The sequence below is a fragment of the Streptosporangium sp. NPDC023825 genome (assembly GCF_040639575.1).
GTDB lineage: Bacteria > Actinomycetota > Actinomycetes > Streptosporangiales > Streptosporangiaceae > Streptosporangium.
Genome location: NZ_JBFAAE010000008.1, coordinates 35,551 through 59,571, shown reverse-complemented (window position 1 = coordinate 59,571; position 24,021 = coordinate 35,551). Strand labels below are relative to the sequence as shown.

General features: G+C 70.9%; 20 protein-coding genes and 1 tRNA gene. 11 read left to right on the top strand and 10 right to left on the bottom strand.

Going from position 1 to position 24,021, the window contains the following annotated elements; all coding sequences use genetic code 11:
• The first annotated feature begins 144 nt into the window (after nucleotides 1-144).
• The 3 genes from AB0G15_RS10015 to AB0G15_RS10005 all read left to right on the top strand — a co-directional run bounded on the left by AB0G15_RS10015 (nucleotide 145) and on the right by AB0G15_RS10005 (nucleotide 5,484).
• Complete coding sequence (locus tag AB0G15_RS10015) at nucleotides 145-3,612, top strand: NACHT domain-containing protein (RefSeq protein ID WP_362837195.1); 3,468 nt, start codon at nucleotides 145-147, stop codon at nucleotides 3,610-3,612.
• Between the two features lie 661 nt (nucleotides 3,613-4,273).
• Nucleotides 4,274-4,813 (top strand): hypothetical protein, encoded by a 540-nt coding sequence (locus AB0G15_RS10010; RefSeq protein ID WP_362837193.1) that lies wholly within the window; start codon nucleotides 4,274-4,276, stop codon nucleotides 4,811-4,813.
• Between the two features lie 293 nt (nucleotides 4,814-5,106).
• The gene (locus AB0G15_RS10005) at nucleotides 5,107-5,484 is read left to right on the top strand and encodes a hypothetical protein (protein ID WP_362837191.1); all 378 of its coding nucleotides are present in this window, start codon (nucleotides 5,107-5,109) and stop codon (nucleotides 5,482-5,484) included.
• Nucleotides 5,485-5,513: 29 nt separating this feature from the next.
• Here AB0G15_RS10005 and AB0G15_RS10000 read toward each other — a convergent pair.
• A tRNA-Arg gene (locus AB0G15_RS10000) sits at nucleotides 5,514-5,587 on the bottom strand.
• A 374-nt stretch (nucleotides 5,588-5,961) separates the two neighbouring features.
• Here AB0G15_RS10000 and AB0G15_RS09995 point away from each other — a divergent pair.
• From AB0G15_RS09995 to AB0G15_RS09980, 4 genes are all read left to right on the top strand, one after another.
• Nucleotides 5,962-6,768: an aminoglycoside phosphotransferase family protein gene (locus AB0G15_RS09995; protein WP_362837189.1), complete on the top strand. Its 807-nt coding sequence runs from the start codon at nucleotides 5,962-5,964 to the stop codon at nucleotides 6,766-6,768.
• Between the two features lie 49 nt (nucleotides 6,769-6,817).
• Nucleotides 6,818-7,726, top strand: coding sequence for a cobalamin biosynthesis protein (locus AB0G15_RS09990; RefSeq protein WP_362837498.1), 909 nt, complete (start codon nucleotides 6,818-6,820; stop codon nucleotides 7,724-7,726).
• A 163-nt stretch (nucleotides 7,727-7,889) separates the two neighbouring features.
• Nucleotides 7,890-9,422, top strand: coding sequence for a cobyric acid synthase (locus AB0G15_RS09985; protein WP_362837187.1), 1,533 nt, complete (start codon nucleotides 7,890-7,892; stop codon nucleotides 9,420-9,422).
• Between the two features lie 290 nt (nucleotides 9,423-9,712).
• Nucleotides 9,713-9,916, top strand: a complete 204-nt coding sequence (locus AB0G15_RS09980; protein ID WP_362837185.1) for an SHOCT domain-containing protein — start codon at nucleotides 9,713-9,715, stop codon at nucleotides 9,914-9,916.
• A gap of 48 nt (nucleotides 9,917-9,964) precedes the next feature.
• Here the strand turns inward: AB0G15_RS09980 and AB0G15_RS09975 are convergent, their stop codons facing one another.
• On the bottom strand, nucleotides 9,965-10,999 hold the full coding sequence (locus AB0G15_RS09975; RefSeq protein ID WP_362837183.1) for a 1-acyl-sn-glycerol-3-phosphate acyltransferase: 1,035 nt from the start codon (nucleotides 10,997-10,999) through the stop codon (nucleotides 9,965-9,967).
• Between the two features lie 180 nt (nucleotides 11,000-11,179).
• Nucleotides 11,180-12,013 carry a patatin-like phospholipase family protein gene (locus tag AB0G15_RS09970; protein WP_362837181.1) on the bottom strand — a complete coding sequence of 278 codons (834 nt, stop codon included), beginning with the start codon at nucleotides 12,011-12,013 and terminating at the stop codon, nucleotides 11,180-11,182.
• 129 nt (nucleotides 12,014-12,142) lie between these two features.
• Here AB0G15_RS09970 and AB0G15_RS09965 point away from each other — a divergent pair, with 129 nt between their 5' ends.
• From AB0G15_RS09965 to AB0G15_RS09955, 3 genes are read left to right on the top strand one after another with little or no spacing between them, the layout of a single operon-like run.
• The gene (locus AB0G15_RS09965; protein WP_362837179.1) at nucleotides 12,143-13,075 is read left to right on the top strand and encodes an ABC transporter ATP-binding protein; all 933 of its coding nucleotides are present in this window, start codon (nucleotides 12,143-12,145) and stop codon (nucleotides 13,073-13,075) included.
• Nucleotides 13,044-13,847 (top strand): ABC transporter permease subunit, encoded by an 804-nt coding sequence (locus tag AB0G15_RS09960; protein WP_362837177.1) that lies wholly within the window; start codon nucleotides 13,044-13,046, stop codon nucleotides 13,845-13,847. The genes AB0G15_RS09965 and AB0G15_RS09960 overlap by 32 nt, the downstream gene beginning before the upstream one ends.
• Complete coding sequence (locus AB0G15_RS09955) at nucleotides 13,847-14,950, top strand: helix-turn-helix domain-containing protein (RefSeq protein ID WP_362837175.1); 1,104 nt, start codon at nucleotides 13,847-13,849, stop codon at nucleotides 14,948-14,950. The genes AB0G15_RS09960 and AB0G15_RS09955 overlap by 1 nt, the downstream gene beginning before the upstream one ends.
• Before the next feature lie 137 nt (nucleotides 14,951-15,087).
• Here the strand turns inward: AB0G15_RS09955 and AB0G15_RS09950 are convergent, their stop codons facing one another.
• From AB0G15_RS09950 to AB0G15_RS09920, 7 genes are all read right to left on the bottom strand, one after another.
• On the bottom strand, nucleotides 15,088-16,050 hold the full coding sequence (locus tag AB0G15_RS09950; RefSeq protein WP_362837173.1) for a quinone oxidoreductase: 963 nt from the start codon (nucleotides 16,048-16,050) through the stop codon (nucleotides 15,088-15,090).
• 80 nt (nucleotides 16,051-16,130) lie between these two features.
• The gene (locus AB0G15_RS09945) at nucleotides 16,131-18,065 is read right to left on the bottom strand and encodes a serine/threonine-protein kinase (protein WP_362837171.1); all 1,935 of its coding nucleotides are present in this window, start codon (nucleotides 18,063-18,065) and stop codon (nucleotides 16,131-16,133) included.
• 37 nt (nucleotides 18,066-18,102) lie between these two features.
• Nucleotides 18,103-18,825, bottom strand: a complete 723-nt coding sequence (locus AB0G15_RS09940) for an HAD family phosphatase (RefSeq protein WP_362837169.1) — start codon at nucleotides 18,823-18,825, stop codon at nucleotides 18,103-18,105.
• The gene (locus AB0G15_RS09935; protein WP_362837167.1) at nucleotides 18,815-19,960 is read right to left on the bottom strand and encodes an ABC transporter ATP-binding protein; all 1,146 of its coding nucleotides are present in this window, start codon (nucleotides 19,958-19,960) and stop codon (nucleotides 18,815-18,817) included. Before AB0G15_RS09935 ends, AB0G15_RS09940 begins: the two co-directional genes overlap by 11 nt.
• Complete coding sequence (locus AB0G15_RS09930; RefSeq protein ID WP_362837165.1) at nucleotides 19,957-20,811, bottom strand: ABC transporter permease subunit; 855 nt, start codon at nucleotides 20,809-20,811, stop codon at nucleotides 19,957-19,959. Before AB0G15_RS09930 ends, AB0G15_RS09935 begins: the two co-directional genes overlap by 4 nt.
• Complete coding sequence (locus AB0G15_RS09925) at nucleotides 20,799-21,680, bottom strand: ABC transporter permease (RefSeq protein WP_362837163.1); 882 nt, start codon at nucleotides 21,678-21,680, stop codon at nucleotides 20,799-20,801. The genes AB0G15_RS09930 and AB0G15_RS09925 overlap by 13 nt, the downstream gene beginning before the upstream one ends.
• The gene (locus AB0G15_RS09920; RefSeq protein WP_362837160.1) at nucleotides 21,677-22,846 is read right to left on the bottom strand and encodes an extracellular solute-binding protein; all 1,170 of its coding nucleotides are present in this window, start codon (nucleotides 22,844-22,846) and stop codon (nucleotides 21,677-21,679) included. Before AB0G15_RS09920 ends, AB0G15_RS09925 begins: the two co-directional genes overlap by 4 nt.
• A gap of 369 nt (nucleotides 22,847-23,215) precedes the next feature.
• On the opposite strand from AB0G15_RS09920, the gene AB0G15_RS09915 reads away from it, so the two are divergent.
• Complete coding sequence (locus AB0G15_RS09915) at nucleotides 23,216-23,971, top strand: GntR family transcriptional regulator (RefSeq protein WP_362837158.1); 756 nt, start codon at nucleotides 23,216-23,218, stop codon at nucleotides 23,969-23,971.
• Nucleotides 23,972-24,021: the final 50 nt, after the last annotated feature.

Below are 24,021 nucleotides of genomic sequence, written 5' to 3'. Positions count from 1 at the left end.
CACGCGATTACTCGGGAGCGGCGGTGACGGTCCACTGGGGCGGAGTCGCGGCTGTCCTGTCAACGTGGCTGACTCCTTCGGTTCCTCGGCAGCCGATCTCGGATCGGCAACGGTGGTCATATGCGTAAGGGTGCATGCGTTTGAGTGGTGGTCTACGAGGTTCACGCAGTAAGGGCGGTGGCGGTGCCTGGGCGATCGAGGTTCGTGTGGTGGGGACTGATCACGGCGTCACTCCTGGTCACCGGTGGAGTAGCGATCAACCAGGTCTTCGACGACGGAAAGCTGAGCTGGACCTGGGCATATCTGGCGCTGGTGGTGACGGTACTGGCCGGGCTGGCGCAGACGGCGCAGATGGCGCTGCAGCCGGGCCCTCCACGAGATCCCACAGGCGAGCGGGCCGGGACCGGAGTTAGCGGGACGCATCGGGGGAGGGTGACGCGACGCGGTTATCTGCGGCGTGTGCGGTCATCAGTGGATCAGATGGAGACGATCGGGCTGGTCACCCAGTCGGAGTTTGTTCTACGGACCCGGCAGGTCTACGTGGACGTGGCGTTACAACCGCGTCCCGTGGTCGATGTGGCCGGCGACAGCGGAACCGGCCCCGCTCCAGCGGCGACGGAAATCGGGAAGCGGGCACCGCTGGCGGAGTTCCTGGCCCCGACTCGGGTGCTGGCGGTGCTGGGGGCCGCCGGGGCGGGCAAGACCACTCTGGCCCGCTACACGGCGCTGGAGATGGCCGATCGGCGGTGGCGGCCCTGGCAGCGCGAGTTCTGGCAGCCCCGGCAGATTCCAGTCCTGCTGTACCTGCGCGACCACGCCGCACAAATCCTGGCAGACCTACCCGTCGAGCTGGCCGAGGTCGCAGTGTCGGCACCCTGGCTGGACGGGGAGGTCCCGGCGGCATGGCTGAAGCAACGCCTGGCACGCGGCCGGTGCGTGGTGCTCCTGGACGGCTTGGACGAGGTCGCCGACATCGCCGACCGTAAAAGCGTGGTCCGCTGGGTGGAGAACCAAATCAGTCGTCACCCTCAAAATGCCTACGTCGTCACCTCCCGCCCGCTGGGCTATCAGGACAGCCCACTACGCAATGCCGACACCCTTCAGGTGCAGCGGTTCACCAGCGGGCAGATCCGCGCGTTTTTACATGTCTGGTACCGCGCCATCGAGCATCGCGCCCGTCAGGCCGACCCGCACGTCATCGACCGGATCGCCGACCGCGCCGCCGATGACTTGTACCAGCGGATCAGCACCCGCGTCGCGCTCTACGACCTGGCCGCCAACCCTCTGCTCCTGACCATGATCGCGAACGTGCACCGATATCGCGGAAGCCTCCCCGGAGGCCGGGTCGGCCTGTACACGGAGATGTGCCAGGTCCTGCTCCACCGCCGGGACGAGGCCAAGAACCTTGCTCCCGCAGGCCTGGACACGCTGAACGAAGACACGGGGGACAAGAAAGAACGCGTTGTCCAGGAACTCGCCTTGCACATGATGCGACATCGGCTACGGGATATCTCTGCCACTGACGCCCATCGTGTGATCCGCCCCATTCTTGAACGCACCGCTCCCGACGTCACCCCTGAGACATTCCTGGCCTTCATCCGGCGCAGCGGGCTCATTCTGGAACGCCGGCATCAGCGGTACGGCTTCGCCCACCTCACCTTCCAGGAGTATCTCGCCGCAGCCCTCATCCCGAACCACCACACCCGCCGCCAACTCCTTGTCGACAACGTCAGCGATCCATGGTGGCGTGAGACCACCCTGCTGTGGGCGGCCCGCAACGACGCCAGTCCCGTCGTCCAAGCCTGCCTGACCGCCCGCACCGTCTCCGCTCTCCACCTTGCCTACAACCTCGACACTGAAGCTCGCGAACTCGATCCGCACCTGCGCGACCAGCTCAACCAGATCCTCACCGCAACCCCCCTCAACCCCGAACAAGCCCGGCTTCTAGACGGCGTAACCTCCGCCCGCGCCCTCCACGACCTCCACACCCTCGACGACGGCACTCGGATCTGCGCCGATCCCATTACGTGCGATCTGTGGAACCGCTACGCCGCCCATACCGGCACTCACCTGCTCCCGCCCGGCACCGAACCCGCCGCCCTCTGGCCCAACGACATCCGCGGGTTTCTTACCTGGCTCAACGGTCTGTTTGCCGACGGCACCGGCTACCGTCTTCCCACCCCTGAAGAAGCCCACCAGGTTCTCCAGCACGACCTGTATCCCGTCCCCGGCAGCAGCCTCTGGACCCTCGACGATGACAGCATCCGCCTCACCCACCACGCCGACACCCCTCACCCCCACCGTCCCACCCGCGAGCAGGTCGACAGCTACCCGGACCTGATCCAGGACCACACGTACCTTCTCCTCCGTCTCCTCCTGCACCGTTCGCACCTGACCTTCAGCCAGCTCCTGGCCTACAGCCTCCCTCGCGACCTCAAACGCCCCGAACACCAGTTCCTCCAAAGCCTCGACCTCATCCTCGCCCTCGACCTCGCCCGCCTTGGCTCCTTCATCCCCGACCTCGCCCTCAGTCCCGACCTCGTCGGCGACCTCGAACGCGCCTACGCCCTCACTCGCGCCCTCGCCCGTGACCTTGACCTCGTCACCGACCTCGCCCTCAGCCTCGCCCGTGACCTCGCCCGTGACCTCGAACGCGCGCTGGCCCGCCACCCTGAACGGTCCCGCTCTCGCGCCCTCATCCGTGACCTTGTCCGCGCCCGCGACCGCGACCGCGACCGCAACCTCGCCCACGCCCGCATCCTCGCCCTCGCCCTCGCCCGCGCTCTCGATCCCGACTCCGCCATCGACCCCGCCGACGCCGCGCTCGCCCTCGCCCGCGCTCTCGACCCCGATCCCGACCCTGACTTCGACCTCGAACGAGTCCGCGTCCTCGACTCCACCCTCGTTCTCACCCTCGAACGCACTCATGGCCTCGGCCCTGGCTCCGCCCTCTCCGAACAGGCCCTCGATCCCGATCCCGGCCTCGCCCTAGCCCTAGCCCTCGCCCACATCTGCGACCTGGCCCGCTTCCACAACCTCAACCTCAACCTCAACCTCGATCTCGACCTCGCTTTCGCGAGGGAGCTTGCGGCCATCGACAAGGTCGTTGACATGCGTCTGGGCCGCGCTTGTGCGGCGTTGCTGGAGACCTTTTCCAAGGAACGGGCAGCTCAGCCGGGGAGATGGGACAGAGGTGACCGGAAAACCACAGGAGGATCGTTCTCCGATTTTCTGGCACTTGCCTTGACCACGCTCTCGCCGCGGCAGCCCGTTGACGACTTGGAAAGCATGTTCGACCGAGCTGAATACCTAACTCGCGAATCCCACGTTCACAATCACAACATCGGTGGCCTGGACGAGCTGATTCGAAATGCGCGAAGGCTGGCGGCACCTTTATGGGATCGCAGCCAGTCGGATATCCCGCAAAGCGGCGTGGTGCAAGCGGCTGTATCTCTACTGGCCGTCCTGATGACCCTGAGCGAACGCGAAACCGACACTGAACTCACCAAGCTGCTGTCCGCCGTACTCGCGACACTGATTGCGCTCACTCCCGGCACCCATCCCAACGACGTCCCGCCGCCGGTCAAACTTCTGTTTTTAATCCGGAACTGAACCACGCCTCCGGGCTCTGTCAGCGTCGCTCCATTGTCATGACGGCGATGCTCAGCGGAACTGGAAAACGTGTTCCGCTTGTCGTGGGGCCTCATTCGGCGCCAACGTGATCCAACACGGTTGTCGGACCATCCCCCTCTGCATCATCCCGCCCATGGCCAAGGGAGCGATCTCTCGGGATGACATCCGGCCCGTTCGTCAAGCTTGGACTCCTCCCCGCCTGGTAAGCCCTCGATCTCGGCGATGGTGGCGGCGTCCTGCCGGAGGCGGCGGCCGGCTCTCCGCTGAGCCGGTCGCGGATGGCTACCAGCGCTTCCCGCCGATCACCGCCTTGGACGGCCGTGACAAGATTCTTCGCCAAGTGGCCCTCATCTGGTGATCGTGATTTTTCGTCGCGGAGAGAAACGCGAAAGATGGGGTGTGGGGGGTCACCCGAGCACCTTGTTCAAAACCCGCAGGGTGTGTCACGAGCGTCCAGGTCTGGCGGAATTCGTGCATCCATGGCGCCTTGACCTGGAGCGCGACGGGCCTTTCGAGCTGTTCCCGTCTTAGCGATCATGACCGAATGATCAAACCGAACGGAATTTCAGCGCGTACGTGGTCTGGTAGCGATCAGATCACAAGCCGTGACACACCCATCTCTCCGCGATCGAATAGGCGAGTGAATTCTCAAATACCCGGAAGCGGCTTTGAGCGCATCGCGGCCAAGGTGCTCTTGCTGGCTACGGCCACGGTCGGGGTCACCGCTGTCGTGCATTTTGCCCTGTTTGCCGAAGTGTTGAGTTGGGCACTCCCCACAGTCGGCGTGCTCAGCGCAGGCGTTGTCCTCATGTTGGCCGTAGACGTCGCGCGCGGCAGGAGACAGCGACTCGTGCAGGCAGAGGAAGAGCCTGGCGAAGCGCTTCGCCGCCGCGTCGAGCGCGTCAACGAGGCGTTCGTCGAAGCCGCCGCCCTCATGGCCGACCTGCAGCGTGACCTCGCCGCCCAACAGGCCGCCCGCGAAGAACTCATCGCCCAGGCCGAAGAACAGCAGCAACTCCTCACCGTCGACCAGGAACAGGCCAAGAACATCCGGCTGCTCCTCATCGAAGGGGCCAAGGAAGCCAACCGCACCGAACGGGGTCAGCAATGGATGTTCTTCCTGCTCGGCGCCCTCGTGTCCGTTCCTATCGGCGTCGCCATCAACGTGTTCGTCCCCTGACCGAGCCGCCGCCGCGGCCGCGAACTCCGCGCGCAACTCGTCGCGTCCCCGGCGGGTCCGGCACCAGATCATCCCGCCGGACGCAACCCCCGATCGTCACGAGATCCGCGAAGTCGTACACCATGGCGCTACCCACCCGAGCGTCGAACCGGCTGGTCGGAGTCGACGGTGATGGGTGCCAGGTGGTCAGCCTCGTCGGCGCCCGTGTGGCCGCACGGGTGGCTGAAGCGGTCCGGGTCTGATGGAGGCTCTGGTGAACCCGGATCGCTTCAGCCTGGACAGACCCGGATCCGGTGTTCGGCACGGGCCTGGGCACGCCGCCGCAACCGCGCGATGACAACCGGGCGTGGTCCGCGCCGTGCAAGCGTGCGGATCTACGCCGGGGCGACGACGAGGGGGTGAGGATTCACGACCTGCGGCACGCCTGCGAAACGTTCCTGTTCGCCGGAGGCGCCGACATCAAGACGATGTGGGGGGTGTTGCGGCACACCCGGCAGGCGACGGCCGCGGACGTCTGCGTGCATCTGTCGGATGAGGTGAAGCGCGGCGCGGCCGACAGCACGGACGGCATCCTGCCGGACCTTACGAAGCGGCGGGGCGGAGAAGGGGCCGGCGCCATGAACGGCCTGTTGCCGCATCCGCTGTCACAAAATGACCAAGGCACTCCGTAGTGATCAAGGAACGCCCTGCTCAAGACACGTGCACCCTGCAGGATTCGAACCTGCGACCGTCGGATTAGAAGTCCGATGCTCTATCCAGCTGAGCTAAGGGTGCTCCCGCTCAATTGTGCATGATCCGGGGAGTGCCCACGTAACGGTTTTGGGCCGGTGTCGTGAGGATCACTCTGTGGATCACCCGCCCCGCGGGGAGAGAGACCGCTCGCCCGCTCCGGCTCAGGTGGGCGATGGCCGTTCGAAAGGGGGGAACCGGAGCGGGGGAGGATTCCTCCGTGCGGCTGACCTGGAGGTTCTTTCGCCGGGCGCGGCGGGGCCGGGGCAGGGTGTTCGGAAGGGCCGGGGCGGGGTGTTCGGAAAGACGGGGACCGGGCGTTCGGAAGGGCCGGGAGATCTTCCGGGCTGTCCGTCCGGCGGGAGCGGTCTGCCCGAATCGTTCTCTCGAAGAGGCGAGGCGGTCTAGGCTCGTATGCCATGTTCGTCACCACGGTCCAAGAGGAGATTCCCCTTCTGGGCGGTGATGTCACCGACGGGGTGGTGCGGGTCGGGGACACCGTCCGGCGGCCCAGCAGGGCCTCCACCGGGTCGGTACACGCGCTCCTGCGTCATCTGGAGCGCTCCGGGTTCGAGGGCGCTCCCCGGGCACTGGGGGTCGACGAGCGGGGCAGGGAGATCCTGAGCTACGTCGAGGGGGAGTCCGCGGCCAGGCCGCTGCCCTCGTACGCGCTCACCGGGGAGTCGCTGGCCGCGCTGGCGCGGCTGCTGCGCGGTTTCCACGACGCGGCGGAGGGTTTCGTCCCGCCGCGAGGAGCCGTCTGGGAGGCCGGGTCCAACGACGACGCGGCACCGGAGCTGATCGGGCACTGCGACGTCAACCTCGACAACGTGATCTTTCGTGACGGGCTGCCCGCCGCGCTGATCGACTTCGACATGGCCCGGCCGACGACCCGGCTGTTCGACGTGGTCACCACGCTGCGCCACTGGGCGCCGATCGCCGATCCCGTCGACCTGGAGCCGCTCCAGCGCCGTCTCGACGTCGGTCCCCGGCTCCGGCTGTTCTGCGACGAGTACGGCCTGACACCGCGTGATCGCCGTCGCCTGCTGGATCTCGCCCGGCTCCGCTTCGACCGCTCGTACCACGCGATGCGGACCAAGGCCGAGGCGCAGGGCGAGAGCGGCGGATGGGCCCGGATGTGGGCCGGCGGGGCGGGGGAGCGCATCCGGCGGGCCCGCGTGTGGCTGGAGACCCACCAGGATGAGCTCCATGAGCATCTCGTTTAGACAGCGGAAGACCAGGGTGAGGGGACGGCGGCCGGGGGTGGCCGAGGGGCTGGGGATGCTCGCCGGGGTCGCGATCGACGCCGTGCTCGCCGACCCCCGGCGCGGGCACCCGGTCGCGCTGTTCGGCACCGCCGCCGCCGAGGTGGAGCGGCGGGTGTACGGAGACGGCCGGGCCCGGGGCGTCCTCCACGTGGCCCTGTGCGTCGTCCCGGTGGCGCTGCTCGGCCACGCCGCGACCCGGTCGCGCAGCCCGGTGGTCCGGGCCGCGCTGAGCGCGGCGGCGACGTGGGCGGTCGTCGGCGGTACGACGCTGGGCCGCGAGGGTGCGGCGATGGCCGGATTCCTGGAGGACGGCGATCTCGCGGGGGCGCGGGGGCGGCTGTCGCACCTGTGCGGGCGCGACCCGGCCGGGCTGGGAGAGGCCGGGCTCGCCAGGGCCACCGTCGAGTCGATCGCGGAGAACACCTCGGACGCGGTGGTGGCGCCGCTGTTCTGGGGGGCGGTGGCCGGGGTGCCCGGCCTGCTCGCGTACCGGGCCGTCAACACGCTGGACGCGATGGTCGGCCATCGGAACGCGCGCTACGAGCGCTTCGGGTGGGCGGCGGCCCGCCTCGACGACGTCGCCAACTTCGTGCCCGCCCGGATCACCGGACTGCTCGCCGCGCTCGGCGCCCCCCTGGTGGGGGGTTCGGCGCGGCGCGCGGCGGCGGTGCTGCGCAGGGACGGCCACCGCCACCCCAGTCCCAACGCGGGCCGCTGCGAGGCCGCCTTCGCGGGGGCGCTGGACCTCACGCTGGGCGGGGTCAACGTGTACGGCACCCGCGTGGAGCACCGGCCGGAGATGGGCGACGGGCCCGAGCCCTCGGTCGCGGACATCCGCAGGTCGGTACGGCTGGCGCGGGCGGTGGGCCTCGGGGCCGCTGCCCTGGCGGTCCTGGCCGTCCTGCGGCGCCGGTAGGGAGTCCGGGTGGGCGGTGCGGACGCCGGGGCGGCATGCTGGTCGCCATGATGGTTGATTCCCCCGGAGAACCGCCCGTGGTTCCGATCTGTCCTGATGCCACCCGCCGTCCCGGTGCCGCGTGTCGTGGCGGGTTCGCCGTTCCTCGGGCCGGGGCGAAGGCGTGAAGGGGGCGAAAGGGGCGCTGCTGGTCGCGGGGACGACCTCCGACGCGGGCAAGAGCGTCGTCACCGCCGGGATCTGCCGCTGGCTGGCCCGGCAGGGGGTGAGGGTCGCGCCGTACAAGGCGCAGAACATGTCGCTCAACTCCTTCGTCACCGCCGACGGCGCCGAGATCGGCCGGGCACAGGCGATGCAGGCCGCCGCGTGCGGGCTGGAGCCCAGCGCGGACATGAACCCGATCCTGCTCAAGCCGGGCAGCGACCGGCGCAGCCAGGTCGTGGTGATGGGCAGGCCGATGGCCGAGGTCGACGCGATGGAGTACTGGGACGTCAAGGAACGGCTCCGCCAGGTCGCGGTGGAGGCGCTGGAGCGGTTGCGCAGCACGTACGACGTGGTGGTCTGCGAGGGGGCGGGCAGTCCGGCGGAGATCAACCTGCGCAGGGGGGACATCGCCAACATGGGCCTGGCCCGTGCCGCGAACCTGCCGGTCGTCGTGGTCGGCGACATCGACAGGGGCGGGGTCTTCGCCGCGCTGTACGGGACGGTGGCGCTGCTGGAACCCGCCGACCAGGCGCTGGTCGCCGGGTTCGTGATCAACAAGTTCCGGGGGGCGCCCGAGCTCCTCGAACCGGGGCTGGACATGATCAGGGAGCTGACCGGCCGCGAGGTGTACGGGGTACTGCCCTGGCTGGACGGCCTCTGGCTGGACGTCGAGGACTCCCTGGCCCTGGACAACCGGCCCGCGATCGGAGCGCGCGCCCCGTACGGCCGGCAGACCCTGCGGGTGGCGGTGGTGCGGCTGCCGCGGATCTCCAACTTCACCGACGTGGACGCGCTGGCCTCGGAGCCCGGGGTGGCGGTCCGGTTCGTGACCTCCCCCGGCGAGCTGGACGACGCCGACCTGGTGGTGCTGCCCGGTTCCCGGGCCACGGTCTCCGACCTGGCGTGGCTCCGCGCCACCGGCCTGGCCGCGGCCCTGCCGGGCCGGGCGGTGCTGGGCATCTGCGGCGGCTACCAGATGCTCGCCAGGACCATCCGCGACGACGTCGAATCGGGAGCGGGCCTGGTCGAGGGGCTGGGGCTGCTGCCCGCGTCGGTGGAGTTCGCCGCGCACAAGACGCTTGGCCGCCCGGCCGGCACCGCGTACGGCCACCCGGTCGCCGCGTACGAGATCCACCACGGCGTGGTGACGGCCGACGGCGGCGAGCCCTTCCTGGACGGCTGCCGGGACGGTTCGGTGTGGGGGACCACCTGGCACGGCGCCCTGGAGAACGACGGCTTCCGCCGGGCCTTCCTCGCCGAGGTGGCCGCCGTCTCCGGGCGTGACTTCACCCCGGCGCCGGATGTGTCGTTCGCCGCCCTGAGGGAGGAGAGGCTGGACGCGCTCGGTGACCTGATCGAGCGGAACGTCGACACCGGCGCCCTGCTCCGGCTGCTGGAGGGCGGGGCACCTCGGGGGCTGCCCTCGCTGCCGCCCGGCGGGGCTTCGCGCGAGGCCCCGGACTTCTCGGCCGGTGCTTCCGCCGCCGGTTGAGCCGGTACCTACCCCGCCGGTCGAGCCGACGCTCCCTCCGCCGGTCGAGCCGGTACCTTCCCCGCCGGTCGAGCCGACGCTTCCGCCGCCGGTTGAGCCGGTACCTTCCCCGCCGGTCGAGCCGACGCTCCCTCCGCCGGTCGAGGGGCGTGGTTTCCCGGCTCTCCAGCGCTGTTCCCGTGATGCGCGAAGGCGGGCGAATCACTTCGGCCGGCGAAAGGAGAAAGTTCCTCTGCCGGGTAAACTCGATATTCCCCCGCCAGGTCTGATGGGGGTATGGGAGGCCGACCATGTCCCGCATCCTGATGTTGCTCTTCGTCGTCGCGGTGATCGCGGTGGTGGTTCTCGGCGTGGTCATGATGGTCCGCGCCCACGCGGCACGCACCTCCGTCGCCGACAATCCCCGCGAGATCCTCAAGCGCCGCTACGCGGCCGGTGAGATCGACGAGGACGAATACCTCCGCCGCATGTCGGGCCTCTCCCAGGACTGGTAGGCCCGCCGGCCGTGGTCAGGCCGTGGTCAGGCCGTGGTCAGGCCGTGGTCAGGCCGCGGGAGCGGGGGCCGGTTGGTTCGCGGTGATCCAGGCGTCGATCTCCTCCCACTGGTCGAAGAGCCAGCGGATCTGTTCCTCGCGGTCGCGCGGCACGTCGGCGGACTGGACCCGCCACCACTTGGCCTTGATCTGGGCGCTGAGCGGGAGGCGGGTCCAGATGTCCCCGAAGGTGACGAGGTCGTCGAGACCGGTGTGCGCGACGAAGACCACGTCCGCCTCGGGGCAGGCCTCGATGGCGGCGATGGCCCCGTTGGGGCGGGGGGCCATCAGGTGCTCCAGCCTGCGGGCCCGCGCGGCCTCCTCCGACAGGCCCTTCTGCTCCAGCCGCAGGATGGCCCGCCAGCGGCGCTTCGGGGTGAAGTTGCCGCCCTCCGGGAAGATCACCAGGGCGTCGTCGGCGTCCATGTCGGAGGACAGGCGGCGGATCTCGCCGAGAATGCCGCTCTCGGCGACCTTGCGGTGGACGAAGGCGTTGGGAAGGCGGTTGATCACCACGTCCAGCGAGGGGTCGAACTGCAGGGCCGCCTTCATCACGATCCTCGGGCGCCTGCCGTAGCGGGCGAGAAGGTGGTGGACGAGCAGGAACGAGTCGCCGGGGCCCGCGTGGCGGGACAGGACGATGACGGGACGGGTGAGGCGGCGGGAGATCTCCTCGGAGGTCGGCGGCGGCTCGTCGATCTCGACGCTCAGGCGGAAGATCCGCACCGCGGCCTCGTAGATCTTGGACAGGAACCACCGGATCAGCTCGTAGTGCCGCTCCTGGTACTCGTCGCGGCTGAGCCGGCCGCCCAGGCCGTTCGCCACCCACAGCCACAGGCAGGCGCACAGCGCCATCGACTCCAGCGTCAGCCACGCCAGCGCGAACCAGACCAGCCGGGTGCCGCGACGCTGCGGGGGCGGCAGGCGCAGCGAGGCCGCGGTCACCACCAGTAGCCAGATCGGGAGCGTGAGCACCGCGACGACGGTGAGCACGATGACGAGCGGGGCCAGGACCAGGCGGCGGATGATGCGAGGAGGCAGCACGAGCGGCTCCTGCCTGTGTGGATGTGCGGTCGTGGTGCGCATGCGGGGCCGGTGTGACTCAGGAGGCGACGGTCCGGGCGTGTTTCCTCAGGAGTGTCCCCGGTGTGTGCCTACCCCGATGTGGACATATGACGCGGCGTGGTTTATATCGGTCTGGTGCGGGCGATGGCGTGGGGTGGCTCAGGGGGACTGTTGCCGGGCCAGGTAGTCGGACGAGGCCCGGTACGCGCGGTCGATGTATTCAGATATATGCGATAAATCCCGGTAACGCAGCTGAGAGAGGTCTATTCCTGGACGGGACTCGCCCCCGGACGGCATGACATGGACCTCGATGTCGTCCGGCAGGGTGGCCATCTCCTCGGTGAAGCGGTGCCGCCGGGCGATCTCGAAGGCGGTCATGCCGACCTCCCACGGGCGCCGGGGCACGACCAGGGGACGCTCGATCCTGCCGACGTGCAGCACGTAGACCCGCCGGGCGCCGAGCGCGACGGCCCGGCCGACCGGGATGCTGTGCACCAGCCCGCCGTCGAGGTAGTGGCCGTCGCCGACGCGGACGGGCGGCAGCAGCCCGGGGACGGCGCAGGAGGCGAGGACCGCGTCGACCAGGGAGCCCTCGGTGAACCAGTGCGCGGCGGCGCGCTCGACGGAGGCGGCCACGCACTGGAACGGCACGGACAGGTCCTCGATGCGGGAGACCGGCAGCGTCCGGGCCAGCAGGTCGCGCAGCGGCTCGGAGGAGTGCAGGTGGGTGCCGCTCTTGGCGAGGGTGGACAGCCGGGTCACCCAGGACCCCGCGAACGCCGTACGGACGATGTCCGAACCCCACAGCGTGGTCAGGCGCGCGACCGCGTCACCGGGGGCGGCGGCGAGCACGACGCCGTTCAGCGCGCCCACGGACGTGCCGATGATCACGTCGGGCTTGATGCCCGCCTCGTCGAGCGCCCGCAGCATGCCCACCTCGTGGGCGCCGAGGAGGCCCCCGCCACCCAGTACGAAGGCAGTGTCCAGGCTCATGGGCTCACCATAGCCCCGCGGGCGGGCGCGGCACCGCCGGGCGGGTTCCGGATCCGCGCAACGAAGGAGCGGCCAGCTGTCCGGGTCCGGCCATGACCCCGGCGGCGCCGAGCGGGCACGATCTGAGGCATGACAGCGGTAGTGGAGACCGAGGGGCTCACCAAGTTCTACGGCGGGCGCCGGGGGCTTGAGGATCTCGACCTGGAGATCCGGCCCGGGGAGGTGTTCGGGTATCTCGGCCCGAACGGCGCGGGAAAGACGACGACGCTCAGGCTGCTCCTGGACGTCATCCGCCCCACCAGGGGCCGGATGACGGTCCTCGGCAGGGATCCCCGCGAGGCGGGCGTGCGGAGCCGGATCGGTTACCTGCCCGGCGAGCTGGCCCTGGAGGGCAGGGAGAGGGCGGGGGAGTTCCTCGCCTTCCTCGGCGCGGTGCGCGACGGCGTGCCCAAGGGGCGCATCGAGGGGCTGGCCGAACGGCTGGAGGCCGACCTGTCGGTGCCCATGGGCAAGCTCTCCAAGGGCAACAGGCAGAAGGTCGGGCTCATCCAGGCATTCATGCACGAGCCGGAGTTCCTGATCCTCGACGAGCCGACCAGCGGCCTGGACCCGCTGGTGCAGCAGGAGTTCCTGGCGATGGTCCGGGAGGTCCGCGCCTCGGGCCGTACCGTGCTGATGTCCTCCCACGTGCTGGCCGAGGTCGAGGACGTCTCCGACCGGGTCGGCATCGTGCGCGGCGGCAGGCTCGTCGCGGTGGAGGACGTCTCCGCGCTCAGGGAGAAGGCGGTGCGCCGGGTGGAGTTCCACTTCGACGCCCCGGTGCCCCGCGAGGCGTTCGAGAACCTGCCCGGCGTACGGGACCTGCGGGTGGAGGGGGCCGGGCTGCGCTGCACCATCGACGGCCGCCCGGACGCGCTGATCAAGGCGGCGGCGAGGTTCACCGTGGTGCACATGGTCAGCGCCCAGCCCGACCTGGAGGAGATCTTCCTCACCTACTACAGCCAGAACGAAGAAGAAGGGGAGGCGCGCGATGCCCACGCTGGTGTCGAAGAGCCTGCGTGACTACCGCAGGCCGCTGCTCGGCTGGACCGTCGGGATCAGCGCGTTCTTCGCGCTGTACCTGGCCTACTACCCGAACATCCAGAGCAACGCCGACCTCTACGGGGACCTCGCGCTGAGCAAGTTCCCCGGGGCCATGCGCGACCTCATGGGCGGCCTGGAGGGCGGCTTCACCAGCGGCTCCGGCTATCTGCAGACCCTGGTCTACCAGCTGTTCGGGCCGCTGCTGTTCATCATGTGCGCCGCGGTGATCGGCAACCGGGCGATCGCCCAGCCCGAGGAGTCGGGCACGCTGGAACTGGTCCTGACCCTCCCGATCGACCGCAGGCGGCTGGTCCTGGAGCGCTTCGCCGCCCTGGCCCTCGCGCTGCTCGGCGTGGCGGCGGTCACCTTCCTCGTGGTGCTGGGCCTGGTGACGGCCGTCGACATGGGTGTCCCCGCCGACAGGATCCTCGCCGGTCACGTGGGCGTCTTCCTGCTCGCCCTCTTCTTCGGCACGCTCTGCCTGACGGTCGGCGCCGCGACGGGGCGCCGGGGGGCCGCCCTGGCGGTGGTCGGGGTCGTCGCCGTGGCCGGATACGTGGTCGAGACCATGGGCAAGAACGTGGACGGCGTGTCCTGGCTGCGCTGGATCTCGCCGTTCCACTACTACCTCGACGGGCGGCCGATCCAGCTGGGATTCCCGGCGTGGGACTATCTCGTGCTGGCCGGGGCGACCGTCGCGCTGGTCCTGATCGCGATGCCGGCCTTCGACAGGCGTGACGTGGGAGTCTGATGGACGAGCTGCTCGGCGGCCATCTCCGGATGTTACGGGAGGCGGCCGCCACCGGCAGGCTGCCCGGCCGGGCCGAGCTCGACGACTGCCGCGCCGCAGGTGCGCTGGCCGCCGAGCGGGGCGCGTCCGTGCGGGCCCTGGTCGAGGCCGCGCTGGCCATGGCCGAGTCGGCGGGCCCCACCCCGCTCCCGGCCCTGCGGCGTACGGTCTCCGCCCTGATGGAGGGGTACGAGAACGCCCAGCGGTCGGCGCTGCGCCAGGAGGAGGCGGCGCGCAGGGCGTTCGTCGACGACCTGCTCCAGGGCCGCGCCGACAGGCTCGCCGAGCGGGCCGAGCACTTCGGGCTCCGCCTGGCCGAGACGTACGTGGTTGCCGTGGCGCGTCCCGCCGGAGCAGCCGGAGTCGCCGGTTCCGCCGGAGTCGCGGGAGCCGGAGCCGCCACGGTCACCGCGGGCACCGCGCAGGGGGACGACGGGCTCGCGGGAGAGGCCGAGGGGACGGCCCGGCGGATCGAGGACGCGCTGGTCGCCCGGTTCGGCTCGCACAACGTGCTGGTCGCGGTCCGCGACGGGATGCTCGTGTGCGTCGCGCCGGGCAGCCTCACCGTCGCGAACGGCGAGTTCACCCACCACGTGCGCCAGGCGTTCGCGCCCGGCTGGCGGGTCGGGCTCGGCCGGGCGCACCGGGGTCCCGGCGGGGTGGTCACCTCCTACCGGGAGGGCGCCAACGCCATCGAGCTCGGTGACCGGCTGGGGCTGCGCGCCCCCGTGCTCAAGGCCGCGGACCTGCTGGTGTTCCCGGTTCTGCTGCGGGACCGCGCGGCCATCGAGGACCTGGTCACGAGCGTGCTCAGCCCGCTGCTGGAGGCGCGGGGCGGTCCCGAGCCGCTGCTCGCCACGCTGGAGGCCGTCTTCGCCTCCCAGGGCAACCAGACCGCCGCCGCGCGCAGGCTCGGCGTCAGCACCCGGGCGGTGACCTACCGGCTGGAGCGGATCCGCCGCCTCACCGGGTTCTCACCGGATGACCCCACCCAGCGTTTCACCCTGGAGACGGCGGTCCTGGGCGCCCGCCTCCTGGACTGGCCCGCCCACCCGCTGCGCTGACCGGCCCGGCTCGTCCACCCGCTACGCCGATCGGCCCGGCTCGTCTGCCGGCTGCGCTGACCGGCCCGGCTCGCCCGGTCGCCGTGCCGCGGATCGCACGCCGCGTCGCCTGACCGCCGCGCCGACCCGCCGTGCCCTTACGGGATGAGAAGCACCTTGCCGGTAGTACGGCGCGCTTCGAGGTCCTCGTGCGCGCGGGCGGCCTCGGCGAGCGGGTAGCGCTCGGAGACGTGCACCCGCAGCTGACCCGCGGCCACCCAGCGGTAGAGGTCGGAGGCGCGCCAGGTGAGCTCGTCCCGGGTGGCGATGTAGGTGCCCAGAGTCGGGCGGGTCAGGAAGAGGGAACCGCTCCTGGCGAGGAGCTGCGGGTCGAGCGGCGGGACCGGGCCGCTGGCCTGGCCGTACAGCGCCATCATGCCGCGCGGTCGCAGCGAGGCGACGCTCTCGTCGAAGGTGGCCGCGCCCACGCCGTCGTAGACGACGTGCACGCCGGAACCGGTCAGGTCGCGGACCGCGTCGGCGAAGCCCTTGTAGCGGAACACCTCGTCGGCGCCCGCCTGGCGGGCCAGGATCTCCTTCTCCTCGGTGGAGACCGTGCCGATCACCCGGGCGCCGCGCAGCTTGGCGATCTGGGTGAGCAGCAGGCCCATGCCACCGGCGGCGGCGTGCACCAGGACGTCGTCCCCCGCCTTCACCTCGTACGTGGAGTGCGTCAGGTAGTGCGCGGTCAGCCCCTGGAGGGTGACGGCCGCCGCGATCTCGGCGGAGACCCCCTCGGGCACGGCGAGCAGCTTGGAGGCGGGCACCGTGACCCTGGAGGCGTAGCTGCCCGGCACGTTGGCCCAGGCCACGGTATCGCCGACGGCGACGTCACGGACGTCCTCGCCGACCGCGGCGACGGTGCCCGCGCCCTCATCCCCGGGGACGAAGGGCAGGGAGAGCGGGTAGCGGCCGATCCGGTGGTAGACGTCGATGAAGTTCACCCCGGAGGCGGCGACGTCGACCAGGACGTCGCCCGGGTTCAGCTGGGGGTCCGGGTGGTCGTCGGTGTAGGTGAGAACCTCGGGCCCGCCGGTGGCGGAGACGACTATGGCGCGCATCGTGCTGAACTCCTTAGGTCGGACAAATGTCTTGATCGTCCCTATTGTCGTGCGTATCACTCGCCGTCGCGGTCATCCGGTCAAGGCTGCCGGGTGGTGGCCGGGCCGTGCAGGGTGAAGTTGTCGAACGCGGTCCGCAGGAGGGCGTTGCTGTTCTCGCCCACCCTGGCGATCACGCCGACCAGCCCGTTGGGCAACGGGTTGGTGTCGAGGAACGACTGGGTCTGCTCGTCGTTGACCCACATGGTGAGCTGCACGCCCCCCTCGACGCCGGTGCACTCGGCCGTGAGCCGGACGGCCTCGCCCTTGGGCAGGTCGACCTTGACGGGCTTGGTGAGCTCGCCCCCGGCGCTCTTCACGGTCTTGCGGATGCGGGCGTTGCCCGCGGTGTCGAGCAGGAACTCGTACCGGGTCGCCTTGTTGTCGTCCTCGCCCCGGCAGAACAGCCCGTACTCACCCATCCCGCTGGTGCCGGGGCGGATCGTGATGTCGGAGCCGAGCAGGATCCGGCTCGGTGTGATCGGCGTGGGGCTGGCCGTGGGGTCGGGGGTGGCCGGGGGAGCGGACACGAAGGGGATCGGGGCCTGCTCCCGCCTGACCGGGGAGTACCCGCTGACGTCGACGGCGTAGTAGCCCTCGGGGGCGTAGCCGTACGTGCCGGTCGTCGGGCTGTAGGTGCCGCCGCTCCAGCCGGTGCCGCTCTGGGTGAAGTCGTCCTGGTAGAGCAGGGCGAGGTTCTCCGGCGGGCCGCCGGGAGCGAGCGCGAGGCGCAGGCCGAGCCCTCCGGCCGCCACCATCAGGGCCGCCACGGCCACCCCGACCACCAGTTTCCGCCGCCCGGCCGTCCCGCCCCTCGGGGGGAAGGGCCCGGTGCCGTCCCGCGGACCCTCGGGAAGGGTGTGGCCGGGACCGTCGTGGGAGGCGCCGGGCGCGACGTGGCCGGGCCCCGCCTGCGAGGCGCCGGAGACCGTGTGGCCGCCCCGCGCGGACGGCGCGGTGTGGCTCCAGTCGGGATCGGCGATGTGACCCGGGTGCCCTCGGCCGGGAAAGGAGTCGTGTCCCGCGGATCCCCGGACGGAGCCGGGGAAGGGCGGCCCGGCGGGTCCGGTTCCGGTCCAGGGGGCGCCGCCGGGCGGTCCCTGGGGTCCCTGGGGTCCCTGAGGTTCCTGCCAGGAGGCCTGGACCGAGTGGGCGGCCTGCTCGGGCGCGGCGGAGCGGCCCACCAGGTGGTCCAGGAGCTGCTGCGAGGTGGGTCGGTTCCGCGGGTCCTTGGTCAGCGCGTAGGTGACCAGCTCGCGCAGCGCGGGCTCCATGCCCTCCAGGGAGGGCTCGGTGTTGAGCACCTGGTACAGCACCGCGGGCAGCGCCTCGCCGCCGAACGGTGCCCGCCCGCTCGCGGCGAACGCCATCAGGCAGCCCCACGAGAACACGTCGCAGGCGGCCGAGACCGGCTCGCCGCGCAGCACCTCGGGCGCCATGTAGCGGGGGGTGCCGAGGATCTCGCCGGTCCCGGTCATCCCGCTGAGGGTGTCCAGCGCGCGGGCGATGCCGAAGTCGATGACGCGGGGGCCGACGGGGGAGAGCAGCACGTTGGACGGCTTGAGGTCGCGGTGCACCACTCCGGCGCTGTGGATGGCGGTCAGCGCGGTCGCCACCCCCACGGCGAGCGCGTCGAGGCTGGAGCCGCGGAGCGGGCCGCCGGAGTCGACGGCCTCCTCGAGGTTGGGGCCGGTGACGTACTCGGTGACGACGTAGAGCTGGTCGTCGTCGAGCGCCGCCTCGATGACCGCGGCCGTGCAGAACCTGCGGACCCGCTGCGCCGCGTCGGCCTCCCTGCGAAAGCGCATCCGGAACCGTTCGTGCTGGCTGTACTCCGGATTGATGACCTTGATGGCGACCTGCTGCCCGTCAGGGGACTCGCCAAGATAGACCGTGCCCATCCCGCCCCGGCCCAGCCTGCTGAGCACGCGGTATCGGCCTATCTGCAGGGGTTCGTCGGGACTGAGGTTGTTCACCTTTGTACCTAACCGCATACGCCGTCACATGAGTGGCTCAGCCTATCGATCTCTTGCCGCTCGCCAGCAGTCGCAACAGCGGCAGGTCCACTTTTTCCAGACTGTCCACGCTCAGCACGTCCTCCGCCACCGGGTCGCCGGAGACCGACACCACCCGGCACCCGGCCGCGCGGGCCGCCGCGAGCCCGGTGGGACTGTCCTCCACGGCCACGCAGTCGGCGGGGTCGAGACCCAGCCCGGAGGCCGCCCGCAGGTACGGGTCGGGCAGCGGCTTGCCGCGCGCGGTGTCCTCGGCGGCCACGACCAGGGCGAACCGCTCCGCCCCGACGGTGTGCAGCACCATGTCGACGATGAGCCGAGGCGAGGCGCTGACCAGTGCCGTGGGCACGCCTTCCGCCCCCAGGTCGTCCAGCAGCCGGATCGCGCCGGGCAGCGGTGTCACCCCGCCGGAGACCCGCTCGGCGAAGGCCTCGGTGAGCCGCGCCCCGACCCGTTCGACCCTGGCCCGTTCTACCTCGTCCCGTTCCGTATCGGCCCGTTCGGCATCGGCCCGTTCCGCACCGGGAGGTACGGGGGCGCGCCGCGCGAGGTAGCCGGCCGCGTCCTCGACCAGGCGGCCGAGGACGTGGCCGGCGTCGGCCTCCGTCAGCTCCAGGTCCAGCTCGGCGGCGACCTCCACGCACGCCTGCCACCACATTCCCTCGGTGTCCACGAGCGTGCCGTCCATGTCGAACAGGACGGCTCCGAGCTCACCCGACACCCGCGACGTCCTCCGACTCGGCCGCCTCCGGGGACTTCGAGGACTTCGAGGACTCCGGGGACCCCGCGAAGTCCCCGGGGTCCCCGGAGGTGAGGACGGGCGCGGGGGTGGTGCGCGCGGCGACGAGCACCGGCCGCTGCACGAGGGAGACGTCCACCCGCGTGCCCGGCGCCAGGCGTACCGCGTCGTGTCCCGGCACGTCGCTGAGGACCTCCAGCTCGCCCACCCGCACCCGCAGCCGCGCGGTGGAGCCGCGGAAGGACGACGCCACGATCGTGGCGCTCCCGTCGGGGGAGGGGGTGACCAGCACGGCCTCGGGGCGTACCAGCACGTCGACGTCGGGCGAGGACGGCAGGGGGCCGTCCACCGGCATGAGCTTGCCCATGACGGTGACCTCCTGGCCGGACAGGCGGCCGGGGACGTGGTTCATCGCGCCGACGAACTCCGCCACGAACGGGGTGGCGGGCCGGTCGTAGACCTCGGCCGGCGGGCCGCACTGCTCCAGCCGCCCGGCGCGCAGCACCGCGACCTTGTCGGCGACCGAGAGGGCCTCCTCCTGGTCGTGGGTGACGAAGATGGTGGTGATGCCCAGTTCGAGCTGGAGCCGCCGGATCTCCTCGCGCAGCGAGACACGGACCTTGGCGTCCAGCGCGGACAGCGGCTCGTCGAGCAGCAGCACGCGCGGCTCCAGCGCCAGCGCCCTGGCCAGGGCGACGCGCTGCTGCTGGCCGCCGGACAGCTCGTGCGGGTAGCGCTGGGCGTGCGCCGGCAGGCCGACCAGCTCCAGCAGCTCGTCGGCCCGCGCGTGCCGCCTGGCGGTCGGCACCTTGCGCACCCGCAGCCCGAAGGCCACGTTGTCCCTGGCGTTGAGGTTGGGGAACAGGCTGTAGGACTGGAAGACCATGCCCGCGTCCCGCCGGTTGGCGGGGACCCGGGTGATGTCCTTGCCGTCCACGAGCACCGCTCCGGCGTCGGGGTGCTCGAAACCGGCGACGCAGCGCAGCGCCGTGGTCTTCCCGCAGCCGGAAGGGCCGAGCAGGGCCATCAGCTCGCCCTGTTCGACGGTGAGGTCCAGGCCGTCCAGGGCCACCGTGCGGCCGAACGCGCGGCGCAGCCCCCGGAACTCGACGGTCATCTGCGTTTCCTTCCCGCACCCGAGAGGGTGAGCAGCAGCAGCCAGATGAGGAGCAGGCTGATGATCGACAGGGCGACGGAGAGCTGCCCGTCGTTCCCTGAGATGGTCACGATCCAGACCGGGAACGTCTCGTAGCCGAGCAGGGCCGCGATGGTGTACTCGCCGAGCACCAGCGCGAGGGTGAGGAACGAGGCGCTGGCGATGGAGGAGCGGATGTTGGGGATGATCACCCGGAACAGCACGTACGGCCACGAGGCGCCCAGGTTGCGGGCCGCCTCCACCAGCGTCCGCACGTCGATCGCGCGCAGCCCGGCGTCCAGCGACCGGTAGGCGAACGGCAGCGTCAGCATCACGTACGCGAGCACGAGGACGAACGGGAACCTCTCGTCCTGGATGGCGATCAGCGTCGCCCAGAACGGTGTGGCGGCCAGCGCGTCGACGCCCTCGCGCAGCGCCGTGCTGATGCCGACCACGTAGGTGATCGGGGGTACGACCAGCGGGAGCGTGGAGATCAGCTCCAGCGCCGGCCGCAGCCGGGGCGCGCCGAGCCGTACGGCCAGCATCGCCGGAAGGGTGAGCAGCAGTACCGCGACGATGGTGCAGGCGGCGAGCGCGAGGGAGAGCAGCAGGCTGGGCAGGAAGCCGGGCGCCGACAGGATCCGCCCGTAGGCGGCGAGGGAGAAGCCCTGTCCCTCCGAGTAGACGGTGAACCAGAAGGACACCGCCATCGGTACGACGAAGTAGAGTGCCGCGACGACCAGCACGATCCCCCGCCAGGCCCGGCGCTGCCCGGGGCGGGCGGTGGCGGCGGGACCGGGGGTGACGTCGGGCAGGGTGGCTACCGCAGCCATCGGGAGCTCCTCTTCTGCAGCGGCAGGTAGACCGCCATCACCAGCAGCGCGACGACGATCATGTCGAGGCTCAGCGCGAGCGCGACGTTCTCGTACCCGATGAGGACGTCGCCGGTGAGGGCCTCGGCGATCTGCAGGGTGACCAGCGGGACCGTGCTGCCCACCATGGCGTAGGCGGTGGCGTAGGCGGCGAACGCGCCGCCGAACAGCAGGACGACGCCGCCGAGCAGGGCCGGGGTCAGCACCGGGATGCCGACGTAGCGCCAGAACTGCCAGGCGGTGGCGCCGTTGTTCTGCGCCGCCTCCCGCCACTGCGGGCGCAGGCCGTCCAGCGCCGGGGTCACGACGAGCACCATGAGCGGCACCGAGAAGTACATGTAGACCAGGGCCAGGCCCCAGAAGTTGTACAGCACCCCCGGGCCGAGGCCCAGCGCGGTGGTGATCACCCCCGAGTTGCCCAGGGTGGCGATCCAGATGAAGGCCAGCGGCACGCCGCCGAAGTTGGACAGCACGCCGGAGAAGGTCAGCACGGCCTCGCGCAGCGCCGTGAAGCGGGAGGTGATCACGGCCTGGGCCAGGAACGTCCCGGCGACCGCGGCGGCGACCGCCACCACCGCCGACAGCTGGACGCTGCTGAGCAGGGCGTTGAGGTAGGGCCCCTGGAGGCTCCTGGACAGGTTGGCGGTGCCGAGGGAGGACACCTTGGTCGCCGGGTCCTTGACGGTGAACGCGCCGGCCAGCAGCGTGAGCGCCGGGATCCCGAAGGCCACCGCCGTCACGACCAGCAGCGGCAGGGCTCCCAGCCAGTTCTTGGATCGAGGACGGCCGCCGCCGCGCGGGGCGGCGGCCGTGACGGCGGGGACGGTCATCCCGAGACCGCGGCGCCCCAGCCTCCGGCCAGGACCTCCTTGGCCTTGTTGACCTGCTCCTCCGTCGGGAAGGCGGGCTCACCCTCGACCGGCGGGAGGTTGGCCTCGGCGGCGGCGTCGACCGTGCCGTCGGCCTTCATCGCGGGCAGCAGCACCGGGCGGGCGAAGCCGCCGAGGTAGAGGTTCTGGCCCTCGGGGCTGTAGAGGAACTCCTGCCACAGGCGCGCGGCCGCCGGGTGCGGGGCGTCCTTGTTGATGGCCTGGGCGTAGAGCTGGAAGTACTTGCCGTCGCTGGGGATGACGGTCTTCCAGTCGAGGCCCTTCTCGGCCATCTTGGGGGCGTAGGCGGCGTTGTTGTAGTCCCAGTCGATGCTGATCTGGGTCTCGCCCTTCTCGATGGTGGCCGGGGTGGTCTCGACGGGGTTGAAGTTCCCGGCCTCCTTCAGCTTCTTGAAGAAGTCCAGGCCGGGCTGGATGTCGTCGAAGGAGCCACCGTTGGCGAGGGCCGCCGCGTACACGCCCGCGAACGCCGAGCCCGACTTGGTCGGGTTGCCGTTCAGCGCGACCTTGCCCTTGTACTCGGGCTTGAGCAGGTCGGCGTAGGTCTCCGGGCACTTGGCGATCTTCTTGGCGTCGCAGCCGATGGAGACGTAGCCGCCGTAGTCGTTGAACCAGAGGCCGCTCGGCTCCTTCTGGTTCTCGGGGATCTTGTCCCAGGTCTGGACCTTGTACGGCGCGAACAGGCCCTCGGCGGCGCCGCTGATCGCGAAGGACTGGCCGAGGTCGAGCACGTCGGGGGCGCGGTCCTGGCCCTTGCGGGTCTTCACCGCGTTGATCTCGTCGGCGCTGGCGGCGTCGGGGGTCTCGCTCTCGATCTCGATGCCGTACTTCGCCTTGAAGGTCTCGATGATCTTTCCGTAGTTGGCCCAGTCGGGCGGGAGGGCGATGACGTGGAGCTTGCCCTCCTTCTTGGCGGCCTCGACGAGCTTGTCCAGCCCGCCGAAGTCGGCCGCGGAGGTGGCGGTCCTGGCGTCCACTCCGGCCGCGGAACCTCCGTCGGAGGCGCCTGCCGACGGTGCCGTCGTACCGGGGGCGGCTCCGCACGCGGCGGCGCCGACCAGGAGGAAGGCCGCCAGGCCTGCAAAGCGAACTCGGGATGCGATCACTGTGTCTCCCAAGGGGGTGTCGCGCAATATTTCACGAAAGTAGACGAACTTGTACAAACAAGCTAGACCTCCTCTGTCGTGAATCAGTTGCTGTTCGGTGAACGGACGAAGTACGGCGGTGAAATGCGTGAACCCGGGCTATGTGGGCTGTTGACGCTTGTTTAGGGTGGGGCTGAGCCGGCCGCCAGGTGCGCGCAGCGAGGGATCCCGCCGACGCGCGCCGGGCCGGAGGCGAGAGGGCGGCTTGAGAGACGAGGCGAGATTGCGCGGTCACCGGGTGTTCGCGGATGCGTGGAGAGGTGCCCTGGGGTTCGCGGGCGCGCGGGAGGGGACGCGGGCGCTCGCGGGCCGTCCGGAGAGGGCGCGGGCATGACGGCCCGGTACATGGGCATCGCGGAGGAACTTCGCGACGCGATCATGCGAGGCGAGTACCCCGTGGGCGCCCAGCTGCCCTCCGAGGCCGAACTGGCCACCCGCTTCGCCGCCTCGCGCGGCACGATCCGCCAGGCGGTCGCCGTGCTCGCCACCGAGGGCCTGGTCGGGTCCCGGCAGGGGGCCAGGCGCATCGTGCTCGGCCGCGAGCGCAGCCAGAGCTTCGCCGAGCTGCACAGTTTCGCCCAGTGGGCACGGACGATGGGCTATCGGGTCAGCGGGCAGGTGCTGCAGCAGCGCCGCAGGGGCGCCGGCGCCACCGAGGCCGCACGGCTGGCGCTCCAGCCCGGTGATCCGGTGCTCTCCGTGCTGCGGCTGCGCTCCCTGGAGGGCGAGCCGGTGATGCTGGAGCGCACGGTCTACGCGGGGTGGATCGCCCCGGCCGTCGAGCGCATCGAGCCGGGCTGCGAGTCGGTCACCCAGGCGCTGTACGACAGCGTCGGCCTCGTCTTCGCCTACGGCGAGCACCTCATCGACGCGGTGGCCGCGGGAGTCCAGGACGCCAGGTTGCTGGCCGTGCGCAGGGGCAGCCCGCTGCTGCGCCAGCGCCGGGTCACCACCACCCACGAGGGACGGCCCGTCGAGTGGTCCGACGACCGCTACCGCGCGGGCAGCGTGACCTTCAGCATCCGCAACTCGGTGGACGCCAACCCGCTCGTGCGGCAGGTGGGGGACTTGCGCCCGGCCCCATAAGAACGTATGTTCGATACGCCAGGCCCGCCTTCCCCCGGGTGCTCATCCGA

Coding starts and splice junctions, on each gene's coding strand:
- AB0G15_RS09995 (WP_362837189.1), top strand. CDS start 5,962: ATGTTCGTCACCACGGTCCAAGAGGAGATTCCCCTTCTGGGCGGTGAT.
- AB0G15_RS09980 (WP_362837185.1), top strand. CDS start 9,713: ATGTCCCGCATCCTGATGTTGCTCTTCGTCGTCGCGGTGATCGCGGTG.
- AB0G15_RS09970 (WP_362837181.1), bottom strand. CDS start 12,013: ATGAGCCTGGACACTGCCTTCGTACTGGGTGGCGGGGGCCTCCTCGGC.
- AB0G15_RS09965 (WP_362837179.1), top strand. CDS start 12,143: ATGACAGCGGTAGTGGAGACCGAGGGGCTCACCAAGTTCTACGGCGGG.
- AB0G15_RS09960 (WP_362837177.1), top strand. CDS start 13,044: ATGCCCACGCTGGTGTCGAAGAGCCTGCGTGACTACCGCAGGCCGCTG.
- AB0G15_RS09955 (WP_362837175.1), top strand. CDS start 13,847: ATGGACGAGCTGCTCGGCGGCCATCTCCGGATGTTACGGGAGGCGGCC.
- AB0G15_RS09950 (WP_362837173.1), bottom strand. CDS start 16,050: ATGCGCGCCATAGTCGTCTCCGCCACCGGCGGGCCCGAGGTTCTCACC.
- AB0G15_RS09935 (WP_362837167.1), bottom strand. CDS start 19,960: ATGACCGTCGAGTTCCGGGGGCTGCGCCGCGCGTTCGGCCGCACGGTG.
- AB0G15_RS09930 (WP_362837165.1), bottom strand. CDS start 20,811: ATGGCTGCGGTAGCCACCCTGCCCGACGTCACCCCCGGTCCCGCCGCC.
- AB0G15_RS09925 (WP_362837163.1), bottom strand. CDS start 21,680: ATGACCGTCCCCGCCGTCACGGCCGCCGCCCCGCGCGGCGGCGGCCGT.
- AB0G15_RS09915 (WP_362837158.1), top strand. CDS start 23,216: ATGACGGCCCGGTACATGGGCATCGCGGAGGAACTTCGCGACGCGATC.